The organism is Microbacterium jepli (assembly GCF_047237905.1).
Taxonomy (GTDB): Bacteria; Actinomycetota; Actinomycetes; order Actinomycetales; family Microbacteriaceae; genus Microbacterium.
Genome location: NZ_JBDFLW010000005.1, coordinates 948,769 through 967,708 on the forward strand (window position 1 = coordinate 948,769; position 18,940 = coordinate 967,708).

The 18,940-nt window shown below is 72.4% G+C and carries 16 protein-coding genes; 11 read left to right on the forward strand and 5 right to left on the reverse strand.

Features of this window, described 5'->3' with window-relative positions; genetic code table 11:
• Positions 1-118: 118 nt before the first annotated feature.
• Genes pucL through uraD form a run of 3 tightly spaced genes read right to left on the reverse strand, consistent with a single transcriptional unit; the run spans position 119 to position 1,885 of the window.
• On the reverse strand, positions 119-1,030 hold the full coding sequence (gene pucL / locus ABC304_RS08705) for a factor-independent urate hydroxylase (protein ID WP_412930210.1): 912 nt from the start codon (positions 1,028-1,030) through the stop codon (positions 119-121).
• 1 nt (position 1,031) lies between these two features.
• Complete coding sequence (uraH, locus tag ABC304_RS08710) at positions 1,032-1,367, reverse strand: hydroxyisourate hydrolase (protein ID WP_412930211.1); 336 nt, start codon at positions 1,365-1,367, stop codon at positions 1,032-1,034.
• Positions 1,364-1,885, reverse strand: coding sequence for a 2-oxo-4-hydroxy-4-carboxy-5-ureidoimidazoline decarboxylase (gene uraD, locus ABC304_RS08715; RefSeq protein ID WP_412930212.1), 522 nt, complete (start codon positions 1,883-1,885; stop codon positions 1,364-1,366). The genes uraH and uraD overlap by 4 nt, the downstream gene beginning before the upstream one ends.
• Before the next feature lie 301 nt (positions 1,886-2,186).
• Here uraD and allB point away from each other — a divergent pair, with 301 nt between their 5' ends.
• The 11 genes from allB (at position 2,187) to add (ending at position 15,261) form a co-directional block, all read left to right on the forward strand.
• Complete coding sequence (gene allB / locus ABC304_RS08720; RefSeq protein WP_412930214.1) at positions 2,187-3,626, forward strand: allantoinase AllB; 1,440 nt, start codon at positions 2,187-2,189, stop codon at positions 3,624-3,626.
• Between the two features lie 17 nt (positions 3,627-3,643).
• Entirely contained in the window at positions 3,644-4,843 is a 1,200-nt protein-coding gene (locus ABC304_RS08725; RefSeq protein WP_412930215.1) for an acetamidase/formamidase family protein, read from the forward strand.
• Positions 4,836-6,443 carry an AtzH-like domain-containing protein gene (locus ABC304_RS08730; RefSeq protein ID WP_412930216.1) on the forward strand — a complete coding sequence of 536 codons (1,608 nt, stop codon included), beginning with the start codon at positions 4,836-4,838 and terminating at the stop codon, positions 6,441-6,443. The genes ABC304_RS08725 and ABC304_RS08730 overlap by 8 nt, the downstream gene beginning before the upstream one ends.
• Entirely contained in the window at positions 6,440-7,672 is a 1,233-nt protein-coding gene (locus ABC304_RS08735; RefSeq protein ID WP_412930217.1) for a pyridoxal-phosphate-dependent aminotransferase family protein, read from the forward strand. Before ABC304_RS08730 ends, ABC304_RS08735 begins: the two co-directional genes overlap by 4 nt.
• Before the next feature lie 3 nt (positions 7,673-7,675).
• Positions 7,676-8,974 carry an allantoate amidohydrolase gene (locus tag ABC304_RS08740; RefSeq protein WP_412930218.1) on the forward strand — a complete coding sequence of 433 codons (1,299 nt, stop codon included), beginning with the start codon at positions 7,676-7,678 and terminating at the stop codon, positions 8,972-8,974.
• A 23-nt stretch (positions 8,975-8,997) separates the two neighbouring features.
• Entirely contained in the window at positions 8,998-10,365 is a 1,368-nt protein-coding gene (locus ABC304_RS08745; protein WP_412930220.1) for an amidohydrolase family protein, read from the forward strand.
• Positions 10,366-10,509: 144 nt separating this feature from the next.
• On the forward strand, positions 10,510-11,589 hold the full coding sequence (locus ABC304_RS08750; protein ID WP_412930222.1) for an ABC transporter substrate-binding protein: 1,080 nt from the start codon (positions 10,510-10,512) through the stop codon (positions 11,587-11,589).
• A gap of 22 nt (positions 11,590-11,611) precedes the next feature.
• Positions 11,612-12,436: an ABC transporter ATP-binding protein gene (locus ABC304_RS08755; protein ID WP_412930223.1), complete on the forward strand. Its 825-nt coding sequence runs from the start codon at positions 11,612-11,614 to the stop codon at positions 12,434-12,436.
• The gene (locus ABC304_RS08760) at positions 12,426-13,262 is read left to right on the forward strand and encodes an ABC transporter permease (RefSeq protein WP_412930224.1); all 837 of its coding nucleotides are present in this window, start codon (positions 12,426-12,428) and stop codon (positions 13,260-13,262) included. Before ABC304_RS08755 ends, ABC304_RS08760 begins: the two co-directional genes overlap by 11 nt.
• Entirely contained in the window at positions 13,259-14,170 is a 912-nt protein-coding gene (locus tag ABC304_RS08765; RefSeq protein ID WP_412930225.1) for an ABC transporter permease, read from the forward strand. Before ABC304_RS08760 ends, ABC304_RS08765 begins: the two co-directional genes overlap by 4 nt.
• Positions 14,171-14,229: 59 nt before the next feature.
• Entirely contained in the window at positions 14,230-15,261 is a 1,032-nt protein-coding gene (gene add, locus ABC304_RS08770; protein ID WP_412930226.1) for an adenosine deaminase, read from the forward strand.
• Between the two features lie 4 nt (positions 15,262-15,265).
• Here add and ABC304_RS08775 read toward each other — a convergent pair whose 3' ends face one another.
• Both ABC304_RS08775 and ABC304_RS08780 read right to left on the reverse strand, forming a co-directional pair.
• Positions 15,266-18,121, reverse strand: coding sequence for a molybdopterin-dependent oxidoreductase (locus ABC304_RS08775; RefSeq protein ID WP_412930227.1), 2,856 nt, complete (start codon positions 18,119-18,121; stop codon positions 15,266-15,268).
• Complete coding sequence (locus ABC304_RS08780) at positions 18,118-18,930, reverse strand: FAD binding domain-containing protein (RefSeq protein WP_412930228.1); 813 nt, start codon at positions 18,928-18,930, stop codon at positions 18,118-18,120. The genes ABC304_RS08775 and ABC304_RS08780 overlap by 4 nt, the downstream gene beginning before the upstream one ends.
• Positions 18,931-18,940 lie beyond the last annotated feature (10 nt).

Consider the following 18,940-nt stretch of genomic DNA (forward strand, 5'->3'; position numbering starts at 1 on the left):
TTCCGTCGAACCCGTTGCATGTCCCACTTTCTGCACAACTCGCCGGCGAGTTGTGCTGAAAGTGGGACACGAAGTCGTCAGGAGCCGGCGGCCGAGCCCGCCGGCGGACCGGGCGGGGTCAGACGAACGCGGGCAGGTCGAGCCAGGTGCCGGGCGCGGCATCCACTCCGTCGCGGGTCACCGTGCCCTCGATGAGGCCGTACGGCCGGTCGGCGGCGTAGAAGACCTCGCCGGGGTTGTCGAGTCCGAAGGGGGAGAGGTCGGAGAGGAAGTGGTGCTTGTTCGGCATCGCGAAGCGCACCTCGGCGATCTCGGGGCGGGCCTCGATGACCGCCGTGCCCATCGCGAACAGCGTCTGCTGCAGGGCGAGCGAGTGCACGGTGGCGAAGGTCGACAGCAGCACCGCCGACACCTCCGCGTACAGCGCGTTGTAGTCGATGCCGGCCGCGACCGACTCCGGCAGGAACCGCCATCGACCGGTGACGGAGGTGGCCATGATGCGGTCGTCGGTCTCGACGAGGGTCGTGTAGCGGTCGCGCGGGAACCCCGAGAACTCGCTGCCGGTGGACTTGAGCACGGTGAGGTCCTTGACGCCTCCCGTCACATGGGTCGCACCGTCCACCACCTGCACGGCGGCCAGCCGCGTGCCCTGCCCGCGGCGCACGAAGGCGTGGTCGTGGGGGAGGCCGTCGACGGTGATGCGGTCCCACTCGTACTGCTCGGCCTGCCAGAGGCCGCCCTCGATCCAGTCGAAGGAGTCCACGAAGTGCGCCGACAGCGCCAGCAGGTACTGCTCGGGGGACGCGATGCCGTGCTGCTTCGCGAAGGCGAAGGCGGTGTTCTTCTGCGTGTCGGTGGCCACGACGAGGGCGTTGTCACCCGTGAGGTAGGAGTCCCGCAGCGCCGCGCCGCGCAGCTGCGACGTGACGTTCAGGTCGACGATCTCGTGCCGTGGCGTGTCGCGGTAGATCCGCACGACGCGGTTCTCGGCCTTGCCGTACTTGTTGGCACCCAGGCTCACGGAGACCATGTCAACTCCCTCGATAGGTCGAATAGGCGAACGGGCTGAGCAGCAGCGGCACGTGCAGGTGCCGCTGCGAGCCGTCTGGCGCGATCTCGACGGTGAAGGTCACGGTGACGAAGGGATAGAACGTGGGGATGTCGCGCTCGGCGAAGTAGGCGCCGGTGCGGAAGGCGAGCGTGTACTCGCCCGGGGGCAGCTGCTCCGGTCCGAGCGTCGCCCGCCCGTCGGCGTCGGTGACCCCGGCGTCGATGGGGAGGCTCCGCGGTCCAGCGAGCTCGACGGCGATGCCGGCGGCGGGGGTGCCGGTCGCGGCATCCAGAACATGCGTGGTGAGGCGGCTCATGGCCCGATCCTCCCGCCGACCGCGTCGGCAAGGGAACCCCGGAGGCGGAGGATCGCGATCTCGGCGAGCTGTCCGAGCGCTTCGGCGGCCTCCGTCTCGTCGTCGTTGCCGAGGCGGCGCCGGAGCTCGGCGAGGATCTGCTGCGGCGCGCGACCGGCGGCGCGGATGAGGAAGACGCGTCCGAAGCGCTCCTCGTAGGCCCGGTTGCCGGCGGCGATGGCGGCCGTGACCTCGGCCGCGGCATCCGCCATCGACGCCTGCTCCCGCCGGGACGCCGCCGCCGACGCACCGGGGCCGACGGGGCGCTGTCCGATGCGCGGGTGGTGGGCCAGGGCGACGTCGAGGTCGGCGACGGTCCACCGGTCGGCGAGGGCGGACGCGCGGGCCGTCAGCGCGTCGAGCGAGGCATAGGGGCGCCCGGCGACGATCGTATCGGCCCAGGCGGGCACGGCTGCCCAGACGAGGGCGACGGATGCTGCGGCCTCCGGTGCCGCGGCGTTGAACTCGTCGAGGTGCATGGCCGTCACGCTAGTCGCGGTGCGTTTCCCCCGGGTTACGCCCGTGTGCCGTGCTCCGCGCCCGCCTCGGTTCGGACCGCAGCCTGCTTCCGCGCTCGCCCCGGTTCGGACCGCACCCGGCCGCCGCGCCCGGCCGCCGGGGCCTGCCGCCGCGCCCGGCTGCCGCGCCGCCGCCGCACCGGCGGACAGGATTTACAGGCCGGAAACGCGGACGCCCCCGCCCGTGACACGCGTGAGGGAGGCTGGGAGCCGGACGATGATGGCGCCGATGCGCGGCACGCCGGCAGCGGACGGGAGAGGCATGACCGTGGCACACGAGCGGAGCACACGCACCATCCGGAAGCGGCAGGTCATCCGCGCTGCGCGGACGTGGATCGACGGGGCGTTCTTCCCCGCGACGGTGGTGGTGGAGAAGGGGCTCATCGTCGACATCGTCGGCGTGCGCGACCGGGTCATCGGCTCGACCGTCCTCGTGCCCGACGACGCGGTGCTGCTGCCCGGGCTCGTCGACTCGCACGTGCACGTCAACGAGCCCGGCCGCACCGAGTGGGAGGGGTTCCGCTCGGCCACCCTCGCCGCGGCCGCGGGCGGAGTGACGACGATCGTCGACATGCCGCTCAACTCCCTGCCGCCGACCGTCACGCCGGAGGCGCTGCAGATCAAGAGGGATGCCGCGGCCCCCTCCGCCTTCATCGACGTCGGGTTCTGGGGAGGGGCCGTGCCGGAGAACCTCGGCTCGCTCCGGCCGCTGCACGACGCCGGCGTCTACGGGTTCAAGTGCTTCCTCTCGCCGTCGGGGGTCGACGAGTTCGGGCACCTCGACCGCGCGCAGCTCGCCGCCGCGATGGAGGAGGTCGCCGACCTCGGCTCGCGGCTCATCGTGCACGCCGAGGACCCGGCGCTGCTGCACGACCACGCCGAGCTCGGCCGGGGGTACGACGCGTTCCTCGCCTCCCGGCCCGCCGAGAGCGAGGCCTCCGCGATCGACGCCGTCATCGCCGAGGCCCGCCGCACCGGCGCCCGCGCGCACATCCTGCACCTCAGCGACGCGGGTTCTCTTCCCGCCATCCGCGCCGCGAAGGCATCGGGCGTCGCCCTGACCGTCGAGACGTGCCCGCACTACCTCACCATCGTCGCGGAGGACATCCCCGACGGCGCGAGCGAGTTCAAGTGCTGCCCGCCGATCCGCGGCTCCGCCAATCGCGACCTGCTGTGGGCGGGCATCGTCGACGGCACGATCGACGCGATCGTGAGCGACCACTCGCCGTCCACGGTCGACCTGAAGCGCTCGGGCGGCGGCGACTTCGGCCTCGCGTGGGGAGGCATCTCCGGACTCCAGGTCGGGCTGTCGGCCGTGTGGACCGAGGCGCGGAGCCGCGGCATCCCCCTCGAGACCCTCGTCCCGCTCTTCACGACCGGACCGGCCGCCGTCGCCGGGCTCACCGACGTCGGCCGGATCGCGATCGGTGCGCCCGCGCACCTCGCCGCGTTCGGCGTGGACGACCGGTACGTCATCGACGCGGCCCGGCTCCTGCACAAGAACCCGATCACGGCCTACGACCGCCGCGAGCTGCGCGGTCGCGTCCGGCGCACGTGGCTGCACGGCAAGCAGGTGTTCGACGCCACCGAGGGCGGAGCGGGGGAGGCGCCGCTCTTCCGCGGCTCACCGCGCGGACGGCTCCTGTCCACGGCTGCGGCGAGACCGGCCCGACCGGCGGCGGTCGCGTCGGCAGCGGGCTGATGCAGTTGGATGGGGTCATGACGTCGGCGTTCGCGGTGCTGCAGCCGGGCGGCGGTGAGATCCCGGGCGATCACTACCTCCCCGCGTCGCCGGAGACGGTGCTGTGGGGCCGACTGCCGTGCGCCGCGGATGCCGCGGTGCTGACGATCCGCTCCGGCGAGACCGTGACCGTCGACACCGTGAGCCACGAGGGCATCCTCGAGGATCACGGGAAGGATCCGCTCGGGTACTTCACGGCTCAGGGCGTCGCGCCGGAGGCCGTGCTCGAGGATGCGATCGCCATCGCCGCCGGCCTGTCCCGCGACCCGTCCGCCGACGGGCCGCACGTCGTCACCGGACCCATCCGCGTCGAGGGGGCCGAGGCCGGCGATCTGCTGCGGATCAGCGTCGTCGACCTGCAGCCGCGCGTGCCGTACGGCGTGATCTCCAACCGGCACGGCAAGGGGGCGCTCGTCGGCGAGCTGCCGCGCGGCGACGTCCACGTCAGCGTCTTCACACCCGTCGAGGAGCGCGACGGGCGTCTAGTGGGGCTCCTGCCCGCCGTCGACGGCGGGGCGCGCACCGTCGCGTTCCCCCTCGCGCCGTTCCTCGGCACCTTGGGGGTCGCCGTCGCGGGAGCGGAGCGCCCGCACTCGGTGCCGCCCGGATCGCACGGCGGCAACATCGACATCAACCTGCTCGTCGAGGGCACGTCGCTCTACCTGCCCGTGCAGGTCGCCGGCGCCCTCGCGTACGTCGGCGACCCGCACTTCGCCCAGGGCGACGGCGAGGTCGCGCTCACCGCGCTCGAGGCCTCGCTGCGCGCCACGCTGCGCTTCGACGTCATCCCGCGCACCGAGGCGCTCGCCGCATTCGGAGAGGTGACGGGGCCGATGGTGCGGACACCCGAGTACCTCGTCCCGACGGGACTTCACCCCGACCTGAACGAGGCGATGCGGGCCTGCGTCCGCGCGGCGCTGACCCTCGTCGAGGCTCGCTGGGGCCTGCAGGAGCACCTCGCCTACGCCTACCTCAGCGCCGCGACCGACTTCGACATCTCGCAGGTGGTCGACATCGTCTGCGGCGTGCACGCCCGCATCCGGGAGTCCGACTTCGCCGCGATCGACGCGGCCCGCGGGCGCACGACGGAGACAGGCGATCCGGCGGCGACCGGATCCGCAGACCGGCCTGTCGAGACCGGATCACCCGTCGCGCACGAGGCGGCCGGCCGTGGGTGAGACACGCATCGAGGATGTCGACGGCGCGGCATCCGTCCCCGCCGACCTGCTCGCGGCGTTCGCTTCGTACGAGCGGGCCATCATGGCGAACGACCTCGACGCGCTCGACGCGGCCTTCGCCCCCGGCGCGGGCACGATGCGCGGCGACGGCGCCGGGCTGCTCGTCGGCCACGACGCCATCAGCGCCTTCCGCGGTCTCCGCGGCGGGGTGCCGCCGCGGGTGATCGAGCGGATCGAGCACCGGGTGCTCGCGCCCGCCGTGAGCCTCATCGTGTCGGTGTCTCGCTTCGCGGGCGGCGGCACGGGGCTGCAGACGCAGATCTGGGAGTGCATCGACGGCCGGTGGCTCATCACCGCGGCGCACGTCACGCCCCGCGCCCAGGCCCTCGACCGGTCGGTGTGGCGCACCGTCGGCGACCCCCTGTGGCAGGGCGCCTGGGAGGGGATGCTGGCCGGTCTCACCGTCGCGGTGAAAGACCTGTTCGCGATCAAGGGCTACCGCATCGGCGCCGGCAACCCCGCCTTCCTCGCGGAGGCGCGCGCCGAGCACACCACCGCGGCCGCCGTCGCCGACCTGCTGCGCGCCGGTGCGTCGCTGCGCGGCATCGCGCGCACAGACGAGTTCGCGTACAGCATCGCCGGCGACAACGCGCACTACGGCACCCCGCCCAACGGTGCGGTGCCGGGCGCCCTTCCCGGCGGGTCCTCCAGCGGACCGGCGTCGGCGGTCGCCAACGGCCAGGCCGACATCGGGCTCGCGACCGACACCGCGGGGTCCGTCCGCGTGCCCGCCTCCTACCAGGGGCTCTGGGGTCTGCGCACGACGCACGGACTCGTGCCGCGTCAAGGACTGCTGCCGCTCGCGCAGAGCTTCGACACGATCGGCTGGCTCACCCGCGACGGCGACACGATGCAGCGCGTCGTGGACTGGTGCCTGAGCTACGACGGCTCCGCCTCGACCGAGAACGTCTACGGCGAGTCCGACGACGATCTGCCCTGGCGCTTCCTCGTGCCGACGGAAGCGCTCGCCGCCGTCGAGCCCGCCACCCGCGCCGCCTTCGAGGAGCTGCTCGCGCGACTGCAGGAGGCGGATGCCGCGCCCGTCGTCCACGCCTCGATCGGCGACCTCGACGGCTACCTCGCGCCGTTCCGCACGGTGCAGGGCGCCGAGGCGTGGCGCAACAACGGCGACTGGGTGCAGGCGCATCCGGATGCGCTCGGGGCGGCCGTCGCGGAGCGGTTCGCCGCGGCATCCGTCATCACCGCCGCGCAGGAGTCCGACGCCCGGCGCGCGCTCGAGCCTCTCGCCGCCGCCCTGCAGGCGTGCGTGGAGGATGCCGTGATCCTCATGCCCGCCGTCCCCGGTCCGGCCCCCCTGCGCACCGCCGCCGGCGACCGCATCGACGCCGTCCGGGCGGCGACGCTGCGCCTCACCACCCCGGCCGCCGTCGCCGGTCTGCCGTCGCTGTCGATCCCGCTGCTGCGCGTCGACGGCGCACCGGTCGGGGTCTGCGTGACCGCCCGCGCCGGCACCGACATCGCCCTCGTCCGCCTCGCGCGCCGCCTCGCCCGCGCGACCCTCCGATCGGAGCTGCCATGACCGCCCTCCCCGGTCCCGTCTCCCCGCCGCCGCGCCTGCTCATGGGCCCGGGCCCGATCTCGGCGTACCCGTCGGTGCTGCGGGCGATGTCCTCGGAGCTCGTCGGCCAGTACGACCCGTTCATGACGGCGACGATGACCGAGACGCAGGAGCTGTACCGGCAGGTCTGGGGCACCGCGAACGAGGCGACGCTGCTCGTCGACGGCACGTCCCGCGCCGGCATCGAGGCCGCGCTCATCTCGCTCATCCGGCCCGGCGACCGGGTGCTCGTGCCGGTGTTCGGCCGGTTCGGCCACCTGCTGGCAGAGATCGCCGAGCGGGCGCTCGCCGAGGTGCACACGATCGAGGTGCCCTGGGGGCAGGTCTTCCCGGTGTCGGCGATCGAGGAGGCCGTCGTCCGGGTCAAGCCGCACCTGCTGGCACTGGTGCAGGGCGACACCTCCACGACGATGCTCCAGCCGCTCGAGGACGTCGGCGCGCTGTGCGCGCGCCACGGCGTGCTCTTCTACAGCGACGCCACTGCGTCGCTCGGCGGCAACCCGTTCGAGGCCGACGCGTGGGGGCTGGATGCCGCGACCGCGGGTCTGCAGAAGTGCCTCGGCGGTCCGTCGGGCTCGGCGCCGATCACGCTGTCGGAGCGCGCGGTCGAGGTGATCGGCGGACGCCGTCGCATCGAGGCCGGTATCCGCGAGGAGGGCGACGAGGACGCCCCCGACTTCATCCGCTCCAACTACTTCGACCTGGGCATGATCCTCGACTACTGGGGACCGCGCCGCCTCAACCACCACACCGAGGCGACCTCGATGCTCTACGGAGCCCGCGAATGCGCCCGGCTGCTGCTGGTCGAGGGCCGCGAGGCCGTGATGGCGCGCCACCGCCTGCACGGCGAGGCGATGCTCGCCGGGGTGCAGGGACTCGGGCTCGTCGTCTTCGGCGACGTCGCGCACAAGATGACGAACGTCGTGGCGGTGGAGATCCCCGAGGGCGTCGACGGGGATGCCGCGCGATCCGCGATGCTGGTCGACTTCGGCATCGAGATCGGCACCTCGTTCGGGCCGCTGCACGGCCGGGTGTGGCGCATCGGCACGATGGGCTACAACGCGCGGAAGGACGCCGTGCTGCAGACGCTCGCCTGCCTCGAGGCCGTGCTCCGCCGTCACGGCGCGTCGGTGGCGTCCGGTGGCGGCGTCGACGCCGCGCTCGACGTCTACGCCGGGGCGGGCGCCTGAGCCGTGCGCACCCGCCTCCCCGCGCTGCCGCCCGACGTGACCGCGTCCGCGGCGCGCCGCGTCATGCTCCGGTGCGACGAGCTCGCGCGGGTCACCGCCGCGGCCGGGCGCATCGAGCGGGTGTATCTCTCGACCGAGCACGCACGGGTGAACCGTCTCGCCGCGGAGTGGATGCGCGAGCTCGGCATGACCACGAGGCAGGATGCCGCGGGCAACCAGATCGGACGACTGGCCGCCGCGGACCCCGAGGCCCCCGCGATCCTGCTGGGGTCGCACCTGGACACCGTGCCCGACGCCGGCCGCTTCGACGGCATCGTGGGGGTGCTCATGGCCCTCGAGGTCGTGCGGCTCCTGCGCGTCCCGGGTGCGTCGGGCCACGTCTCGCCGTTCCCCTTCGCCCTGGAGGTGATCGCGTTCTCCGACGAGGAGGGCACCCGCTTCGGCACGGCGCTGCTCGGCTCCTCCGCCGTCGCCGGGTCGTGGAACGACGCGTGGTGGGATCTGACGGATGCCGACGGCACCACCCTCCGCGAGGCGTTCCGCGAGTTCGGCCTCGACCCCGGGCGCATCGGCGAGGCCGCGCGCCGCCCGGACGACCTCGTCGCCTACCTCGAGGCGCACATCGAGCAGGGACCCGAGCTCGACCGCCGCGGCGAGCCGCTCGCGGTCGTGTCGTCGATCGCCAGTGCCCGCCGCTTCCAGCTCGTCGTCGAGGGGGAGTCGCGTCACGCCGGCGGCACGCCCTACGACATGCGTCGCGACGCGCTGCTCGGCGCGAGCGAGGCGGCTCTCGCCGTCGAGCGCATCTGCCGCGGGGAGCATCACATCATCGGCACCGTCGGGCAGCTCGAGGCGTTCCCCGGGGCCGTGAACGTCGTGCCGGGGGAGGCCCACCTCAGCCTCGACCTTCGCGCCGAGCACGACGGCGAGCGCGACCGCGTGTGGCAGGAGATCTCTGCGGAGATCGACGCCATCATGGGCCGCCGAGGGCTGCGCTGGCACGCGCGCGGGGTGCACACCGCGCCCGCCGTCCGCTGTGCGCCGCTGCTGCAGGACGTCGTCCGCGAGGGCATCGTCGCGTCGCTGCCCGACGGCTCCGACCTTCCGCCGACGGTCTTCAGCCGCGCAGGCCACGACGGTATGGCGATGGGAGCCGTGACCGACGTCGGGATGCTGTTCCTGCGCAATCCCGACGGCATCAGCCATCACCCCGACGAGGCCGTCAGCGGCGCCGACGTCGAGCGCGGCATCCGGGCGCTCGCCGAAGCCGTCGCCCACCTCGCCGCCGAGCCCCGCCCCTGAAACCCCCCTCGAACGGAGTCCCCGTGTCGCTTCTCGTGACAGGCGCCCGCCTCATCACCGTCCCCGCCGGCACCGACGATCCCGGCTACATCGAGAACGGCTGGTTGCTGGTCGAAGACGGCCGCATCGCCGCCATCGGATCGGGCACGCCCACTGCGACGGCCGACGAGACGCTCGACGTCGGCGGCGCGTTCGTCGCGCCCGGCTTCGTCTCGTCGCACTCGCACCTGTTCACGAGCGGCCTCCGCGGCCTCGGCGTGAGCGAGACGCTCTACGGATGGTGCGATTCGATGCTGGGGACGACCGCGCACTTCGGTCCGGAGGACATGTACTGGTCGACGCTGCACGGCGCGCTCGACTTCCTCGGCAACGGAGTGACGACGGCCTACAACTTCACCGATCCGCAGCAGGCATGGGAGCCGATGGTGGCCGGCAGTCGCGCCGGACGTGCTCCGCTGCGGCCGCTGGAGTACCACACGCGCCAGGCCGACGCCTGTCGCGACGCCGGTCTGCGGTTCGTCGACGCGATCGCGATGGACGTCACCGCGGGCACCGACGACGAGGTCTTCGAGCGGTTCGCCGCGGCCGTCGCCCACACGCGCGGCCTCGACCCCGACCTCGCGCTGGGCGCGTCGATCATGGGACAGGTGCAGTGGTCGCCCCGCCCCGACGCCGCGGAGTTCGAGGTCGCGGCGATGCGGCGGTTCGGCGTCACCAATCAGGCGCACTTCCTCGAGTCCCCGGAGCAGATCGCCGAGCAGCGGGCGAAGTTCGCCCTCTACCGGGATGCCGGAGCCCTCGGTCCCGACATGATGTTCGGCCACTTCATCCAGACCACCCCCGAGATCATCGAGGAGACCGTCGCCGGCGGGGCGTCGATGTCGTGGCAGCCGGCGTCGAACGGACGGCTGGCCTCCGGCGTCGCGCTCGTGCCGGAGATGCTCGCCATGGGCATGAAGGTGGGGATCGGGCTCGACGACCAGGCGTGCACCGACGTGTCGGACCCGTGGCAGAACATGCGCATGGGCATCGCCATGCAGCGCGCGCGCACGAAGGATCCGCTGTCGATGATGCCGGAGCTCGTGCTGCGGCTGCACACGCTCGGCGGCGCCGAGATCCTCGGGGTGGACGACCGGGTGGGCAGCCTCGAGGTGGGCAAGTTCGCCGACTTCGTGGTCGTCGACCCGCGGCATCCGGATGTCGGACCGCTCTGGCACCCGGTTCGCTCGTACGTTCTCTCGATGACGCCGCGGAACCTGAAGGGCGTGTACGTGGGCGGCGCGCTCGTGCACGACGGGAGCGCGTCGACCAACCCGCTGGGGGACGAGGCGTCGGCCCGCGTGCACGAGGCGCTGCCGGCCATCGCCGCCCGTCACGGCCACCCGCGCTGAGCCCGGGGGCCGGAACGTGTAACGGCCCGGAAACACCGCGCCGGTGTCGGCGAAATCTCCGTCTCGTAGCGTCGAGCCACGCGAGGGCATCGCGTGTCAGGGTGCCCCGCCTCACCCGACGCACCCCCACTGGAGACACAGCCCATGACGTTCCTTTCCTCCCGGCGCGCACCGCGCCTCGTCGCGGCCCTCGCCGGCGTCGCCCTGTCCGCGCTCGCGCTCTCGGCGTGCGCCTCCGGCTCCACCTCCGCGGGCGGCTCGTCGGCATCGGCCGACGGCGCCGAGGGCTACGGCGACATCACCCTGCAGCTGAGCTGGATCCTCAACGAGGAGTTCGCGGGCGAGTACTTCGCCGACAGCAAGGGCTATTACAGCGATGCCGGCTTCTCGTCGGTCAACCTCGTGCCCGGACCGGAGACCGGTGTCGCCCCGCTGCTGAGCGGGTCGGCCGACATCGCGCTCAGCGACTCGGTGTCGATCGGCGCCGCGGTGGCCAACGAGTCCGCTCCGCTGAAGATTATCGGCGCGACCTTCCAGAAGAACCCCTTCACGATCCTGTCGCTGAAGGACGGCGGCGACATCGCCAGCCCGAAGGACCTCATCGGCAAGAAGATCGGCGTGCAGGACTCCAACACGACGCTGTTCAACGCGCTCCTCGCCGCGAACGACATCGACCCGTCGCAGCTCACCATCGTGCCGGTGCAGTACGACCCGGCGCCGCTGGTCAACGGCGAGGTCGACGGCTTCGTCGCCTACCTGACCAACGAGGCCATCTCGGTCGAGATGGCGGGCGTCGCCACGACGAACCTGCCGTTCGCCGACAACGGGCTCCCGTTCGTCGCCGAGACGGTCGCCACGACCGACGAGACGATCGCGAACAAGCGCGACATGCTCAAGGCTTTCCTGAAGGCGGAGATCCAGGGCTGGACCGACGCGGTCAAGGACCCGCAGGGCGGCGCGGACCTCGCCATGGAGGTCTACGGCAAGGACCTCGACCTGGAGCCGGAGAAGACGCTCGCGGGCTCGAAGGCGCAGAACGAGCTCGTCACCTCGGAGGAGACCGAGGCCAACGGCCTCTTCACCATCTCGGACGAGCTTCAGTCGCTCACCGTCGACAGCCTGGCAGGGGCGGGCATCACCCTGCAGGCGGGCGACCTGTTCGACCTCAGCCTGCTCGACGAGGTCTACGCGGAGAACCCCGACCTCAAGAACTACGCGGGCTGATCGTCCGCGGGAAGAAGTCATCGTGACCGACACGATCACCGCACCCGGTGCCCAGGCGGACAGCCTGGGCACCGGCCTGCAGATCACGGGCCTGAACAAGGTTTTCAGCGCGGGGCGCAAGAGCGTCGTCGCCCTGCAGGACGCCGACCTGCACACCGAGCAGGGCACGTTCCTCGCCCTCCTCGGACCCTCGGGGTGCGGCAAGTCGACCATTCTGCGCATCCTCGCCGGGCTCGAGGAGCCCACCAGCGGGACGACCCGCGTGGACGGCAAGACCCCGAAGGAGCTGCGGCGCGGCAACGAGCTGGGCATCGCGTTCCAGGACTCGGCGCTCATGCCGTGGCGGAGCGTGACCTCCAACATCCAGCTGCCCTTCGAGGTCGCCGGGAAGCCCGTCGACAAGGCGTACGTCGCCGAGATGATCGCGCTCGTCGGACTCACGGGGTTCGAGAAGGCGAAGCCCGCGCAGCTCTCGGGCGGCATGCGTCAGCGCGTGTCGATCGCGCGCTCGCTCATCATGAAGCCGTCGGTGCTGCTGTTCGACGAGCCGTTCGGAGCCCTCGACGACATGACGCGCCAGCGCCTGAACCTGGAGCTGCTGCGCATCTGGACCGAGAAGCCGGCGACGACCCTGCTGGTCACGCACGGCATCTCGGAGGCGATCTTCCTCTCCGACCAGGTCGCGGTCATGAGCCCGCGACCCGGACGCATCACCGAGGTCATGACCATCGACCTCCCGCGTCCGCGCACGCCGGAGATGATGCGCACCCCGGAGTTCCACGCGTACGTCGACCACGCGTCCGAGCTGCTCTTCGGCGCGGGAGGCGCCGCCACCGATGACCACTGAGGCGCGGCGGGGACGCAGCATCCAGTGGGAGGACATCCGTCTGCCCGCGTGGGTGTCGGGTCTCATCGGAGCCGTCGGCATCGTGCTGGTGTGGTGGATCCTCGCGGCCACCGTGTTCTCGAGCGTCGGTCCGGGTGGCGTGCAGGCGATCCCGACTCCGCTGCAGGTGGTCGTGGAGTACGGCGAGACCGGATTCGACTACTACGTCCGCAACTTCAGCGTCACCCTCGCCGAGGCCGGCATCGGCTACCTCTGGGGCAACGGTCTCGCCCTCGCGCTGTCGGCGCTCGTGCTGGTGGTGCCGCGCCTCGAGGGCATGGTCATGCAGGTCGCGATCATCACGTACTGCGTGCCGATCGTGGCCATCGGACTGCTCATCTCCGCCATCGCCCCCGTGCCCGGTCCCGGTCAGCCGCTGCCGACGGCGATCGCGCTCGCCGCCCTGAGCTGCTTCTTCACCACCGTCGTCGGCACGCTGCTCGGCCTGAAGGCTGCCGACAAGGCGACCCTCGACCTCATCACCGTCTACGGCGGCAGTCGCTTCACGGAGCTGCGCCTGGTCCGCGTGATCGCGGCGCTGCCGGCCACCCTCAACGCCCTGCAGATCGCCGTGCCCGCCGCCTTCCTCGGCGCCGTGCTCGGCGAGTTCTTCCGCGGGGCGACGCTGGGCGTCGGACCCGGGATGATCGCCGCTCAGCAGGGGCTCAACGCCGCGCGGGTCTGGGACATCGCGCTCGCCTCGGGTGCCGTGGCCCTCGTGGGCTACGCCCTCGTCGGACTCGTCGCGCGCGCCGCGGCGCCCTGGTCGAAGGGGGGCGTCCGGTGACCGCCGAGGCCGGCATCGCCGCGCGCACCCCGTCCGCCCCGCCGGCTGCCGGCCGCCGGGTCGCCGCTCCCGCTCCGCGGAGCGACGTGGGCGCCGATGTGCGCCGCGAGACCCGCCGCGCCGCCCTGCGGGCGGTCGGCCGCTCGCTGACGACCTTCCTCCTCACGATCGTCGCGGTGCTCGTCATCTGGGTCGGATCGATCTGGGCCTTCAACCTCACCCCATACGTCGCCAAGGGGCCGATCGACGTCTGGAACTTCCTGTTCACGACGGCCAACGCGGAGGCGAACCGCGCGCAGCTGTTCGGTCAGCTCGGCGTCACGCTCGGGCACTCGGTCGTGGGCTTCGCCGCCGGTCTGGTCGCGGCGCTCGTGGTCGCGATGGTCTTCCAGCTCAGTAAGGGCGTGGAGCACGCCCTGATGCCGCTGGCCATGCTGCTGCGCTCCGTGCCGCTCGTGGCGATGGCGCCCGTCATCATCATGATCTTCGGCCGCGACTTCTCGTCGATCGCCGTCATCGGCGGCATCGTCGTGCTGTTCCCGGCGCTCGTGACCATCGCGTTCGGCCTCAAGTCCGCCTCCCCGCAGATGAACGACCTCATCGCCGTCTACGGCGGCACGTCGTGGACGAAGCTGCGGAAGGTCGCTCTGCCGAGCTGCCTGCCGGAGTTCTTCGCCGCCGTGCGGATCTCGGTGCCCGGTGCCATCACCGGCGCCCTGCTGGCAGAGTGGCTCGCCGTCGGCGGCGGCATCGGGGGAGCGGTCGGCGGCTACATGACCGGCGCGCAGTTCTCGGCCGTGTGGACGGCCGTGGTCCTCGTGACCGGAGCCGCCCTCATCCTCTACAACATCGTGCAGATCCTCGAGTCGTTCGTCCTGACCCGCATGGGCATGGCCAACCGCATCTGACGTCCACCCTCGCCCGCGGCGTCGGCCGCGGCATCCCTTCCCGTGCACTGGAGCCACACATGACCGATCTCGCCGCCTTCGCCCACGGCCTGCCCAAGGCCGAACTGCACCTGCACCTCGAGGGCACCCTCGAGCCCGAGCTGAAGTTCGCCCTCGCAGCCCGCAACGGGATCGACCTCGACGAGACCACGGTGGAGGAGGTGCGGGCGACCTACGATTTCACCGACCTGACCAGCTTCCTCGCCGTGTACTACCCGGCGATGCGGGTGTTGCAGACCGCCGATGACTTCCACGACCTCGCGTGGGCGTATCTGCAGAAGGCGGCGGCGCAGGGCGTCGTGCACGCCGAGATGTTCTTCGATCCGCAGGCGCACACCGGCCGCGGCGTGCCGTTCGACACCGTCATCACGGGGTACCGGAGGGCGGTCGTGCGCGCGCAGGACGAGCTGGGCATCTCGGCCGAGCTGATCCTGTGCTTCCTGCGGGACTTCTCCGCGGATTACGCGATGGCCACCCTGATGGAGGCGCTGCCCTACAAGGCGTGGATCGTCGGCGTCGGACTCGACTCCGACGAGCGCGACAACCCGCCCACGAAGTTCGCTGAGGTCTTCGCCCGCGCCAAGGCGGAGGGGTTCTTCCTCACGATGCACTGCGACATCGACCAGATCGGCTCCATCGACAACATCCGCGCGGTCATCGAGGAGATCGGCGTCGACCGCATCGACCACGGCACGAACATCGTGGAGGACCCGGCCCTCGTGGCGCTCGCCAAGGAGCGCGGGCTGGGCTTCACGACCTGCCCGGTCTCCAACTCGTTCGTCACCGCGCAGATGAAGTCCGACGAGATCGTCTCGCTCCTGAACGAGGGTCTGAAGGTGACGGTCAACTCCGACGACCCCGCCTACTTCGGCGGCTACGTGGGCGACAACTACGTCGCGCTCGCCGAGCACGCGGGCCTCGGCGCGGCCGACCTCGTGCGTCTCGCGATCAACTCGTTCGAGGCGTCATGGCTGACCGCCTCGCGCCGGGCGGACTTCATCGCGCGCGTGCGGGACTACGCCGCCGAGAACGGCGTCGCGGTTCCGCAGTAGCGGGTCACTGCTCCGCGCGCAGCGGGGCCGCGAGGCGCCAGACCCGGTCGCGCGAGAACGGCTGGTGGAACCCGCGGACGCCGAGCGCCCGGGCGATCGCGTTGCCGATCGCGGGGGCGACGGGGTTGTAGGGCGACTCGCTCATCGACTTCGCCCCGAACGGACCCACGGTGTCGGACGTCTCGGCGAAGTACACCTCGGTGTCGGGCACGTCGGCGAACTGCGGCACGCGGTACAGGCGGAACACCGGGTTCTGCACGCGCCCGTCCTCGAGGTAGACCTCCTCGTACAGCGCGCTGCCGATGCCCTGCGCGACGCCGCCCTCGATCTGCCCGCGGGCCTGAGCGGGGTTCATCACGAAGCCGGCGTCGGCGGAGTGCACCGACTGCAGGATGCGGACGGTCCCCGTCTCGACGTCGACCGCGACCCGCACGGCGTGCACATTGAAGGCGAGGGAGCGGCGGTCGCCGTACTCCGCGCCGTGGGCGACCAGCCCGTCGTCGCCGCGCTCGTCGGCGCTCGCGCCGGCGACGATGTCGGCGAAGCCGACGACACGCGTGCCCACCCGCACGCCGTCGGCCGTCAGCTCGGCGTCGCCGGCGTCACCCGAGCCCGCCCGTTCGACGGCGAGCCGCAGCATCCGCTCCCGCAGCGCCAGGCACGCCGCGTGCAGCGCCTTCCCGGCCACCGTGATGCCCGTCGACGCGAAGGCGCCGGTGTCGTGGCGCACCGCATCGGTGTCGGCCGTGCGCAGCTCGAGGCGGTCGAAGGACGCGGACAGATCGGATGCCGCGATCTGGCGCAGCACGGTCGTGGTGCCGTTGCCGAACTCGGCCGTGCCGGTGCGGAGGAGGAACGTGCCATCGGATCGGAGCGCCGCCGAGGCGTGCGAGACGTGTCCGCGTGGCGCCATCGTCGCGATCATGCCGAGCGCCATGCCTTCGCCGATGCGCCAGTTCGGGCCGTCGGGAGCGGCCGTGCCGTTGCCCCGGCGGAGGGCCTGTTCGGCGAGGTCGAGGCACTGATCCAGTCCGTAGCTGCCCCAGACGAGGTCGTCCTCGTGCGCGTCAGCGGGCAGTGCGTCGACGTCGTCGTCGGTGCCGGGATGCAGCGGATCGCCCTCGCGGACGACGTTGCGGCGGCGCAGCTCGAACGGGTCGATGTCGAGGCGTTCAGCGAGGAGGTCGAGGGCGGACTCGACGCCCAGCATCACCTGCCCGAGGCCGTAGCCGCGGAAGGCGCCGGACGGGATGGTGTTCGTGTATACGGCCTCCGCGTCGATGCGCCGCACGGGGGAGCGGTAGACGAGGGTCGACTCGGCCACGCCGTGGAACATGACGCCGGCGGCGTGGTTGCCGTAGGCGCCGGTGTCGCTCAGGACGTCGACGTGCATCGCGGTGAGGTGTCCGTCGACATCGGCGCCGAGCGAAACCGACACGCGCATCGGGTGGCGCACCGAGGAGCGCAGGAACTCCTCTGTGCGCGAGAACTCGTAGGCCACGGGGCGTCCGGTGCGCAGGACCGCCAGGGCGACGAGGTCCTCGGCGAAGATCTCCTGCTTGCCGCCGAATCCGCCGCCCACGCGCGCGGTGAGCACCCGCACGCGGTCGGCATCGAGATCCAGCACCCGGGCGAGCTCGTCGCGGGTGAGGAACGGCACCTGAGTGCTGGAGCGGATGACCAGGCGGCCGTCGGCGTCGATCCATCCGAGGGCGCCGTGCTTCTCCAGCTGCGCGTGGGAGACGCGGCTGGTCTGCCACGTGCCGTCGACGCGCACGGCGCTGGCGGCGAGGGCGGTCGCGGCGTCGCCGCCGACCTCCTCGTGCAGCACGGCGACGACGTTGCGCGCGGCGTCGGCCACGCGGTCCTCCGGCGTGCGGTCGGGGTGCAGCAGCGGAGCGCCGGCGGAGCGGGCCTCCTCCGGATCGAAGACGGCCGGGAGCACCTCGTACTCGACGCGCAGCGCGCGGCAGCCGGCCTCTGCCGCGCCCGCGCTCTCGGCGATGACGACGGCCACCCGCTGGCCGACGAAGCGCATGACGTCGTCGATCATGCGCGTGTCGTCGGCGTCGTCGGTGCGGTGGTGGTGGCGGGCGGTGGAGAAGCGCAGCGCGGGCGCGTCGGCGGAGGTGAGGACCGCGACGACGCCCGGGACGGCGGATGCCGCGGCCGTGTCGATCGACACGACACGGGCGTGCGCGTGCGGCGAACCCAGCACCCGCAGCACGAGGGTGCCCTCGGCCGCCCGGGCCGCATCAGCCGGGACCGGCTCGTCGAACGTGAACGGCTCGAGGCCCTGCACGATCCGTCGTGCGGCAGGCGGTGCGACCGACGTGCCGACGCCACCCGTGACGGTCGCCCGGTGATCGCAGGTCTCGTGTCCGGCGGCGCAGGAGGTCGCCGCCGAACTGCCCGTCTCGCGCACCTGGCCCAGCACCGACGCCCGGATCGCCTCGCGGATCGGGCGGTAGCCCGTGCACCGGCAGAGGTTGCCGCGCAGGGTGCGGTCGAGGTCGGGCAGGTCGTCGGCGGTCAGGGTGGAGGCGGTCACGGTCATGCCCGGCGTGCAGAAGCCGCACTGGAAGCCGAAGCCCGCCGCCATCGCCTCCTGCACCGGGTGCAGGTCGTCGCCGTCGACCAGCCCGACCGCCGTGGTCACCGATCGCCCCGGCATCCGCATCGCCGGGATGATGCACGAATGCACCGGCTGCCCGTCGAGGATCACACCGCACGCGCCGCAGTCGCCCGCGTCGCAGCCCTTCTTGACCTCGCTGTGCCCGTGCTCGCGCAGAAGCGTCCGCAGCGACTGGCCGGGCCGCGGGTCGGCTTCGATCTCGCGACCGTTGACCTCGAACCTCATGCCGTCAGCTCCGTCCGGATGCGCTGCGCAAGCACGCCGCTGACGCCGCGGCGCCAGTCGGCCGAGCCCAGCGGGTCGCTGTAGTAGCCGGAGGCCGCCTCGACGGCGGCGTGCAGGGCGGCGCGGTCGGGCAGAGCGGCGAACCGCAGCACCGTCGGGGCCCACGTGGCCGCGGTGATGCCGAAGACCGCGGTGCCGTCGGGGTCGACGCGTCCGGTGACCACCGCGCCGGACCGGCCGTACTCGGCGAGGGCGATCTTGCGCAGCAGGAAGCGCGAGCGCAGGGCCGCGTCGGGGATCTCGACGGCCCGCAGCACCTCTCCCCGGGCGAGGGAGTTCTGCTGATTGCCGGTGACGAGGGTCGCAACGGGTTCGCGGCGCTCGCCGCCGTCGGGCGTCCAGATCACGGCCTCCGCGTCCAGGCCGGCGGTGAGCCCGACCATCGCGGCGGCGGCGAACGACTGGCAGATGTTGCCGCCCACGGTCGCGGTGTTCCACACCTTGGCGCTCGCGAGGAGGGCATTCGCGGCATCCGGGATCATCGCCGTCGCCGGCCAGTCGGACGGCGACTCCTGACGAGCCCAGGCGACGAAGCGGGCGATGGTGCAGGTGGCACCGATCCGGAGCCCCGCGGGCGTGACCTCGAGGTCGGGCCAGCCCATCGTGGTGAGGTCGACGAAGCCGGTCGTTCCGGGCTGCGGCTCGCTCATCAACCACGTGCCGCCGCCCAGCAGGGTCTCGCCCGGTGCGAGTGCCAGGTCGCCGCGCGTTCGGGCGCTTCGGAAGCTCGTGACGGTGTGGATGTCCACGATGCCTCCT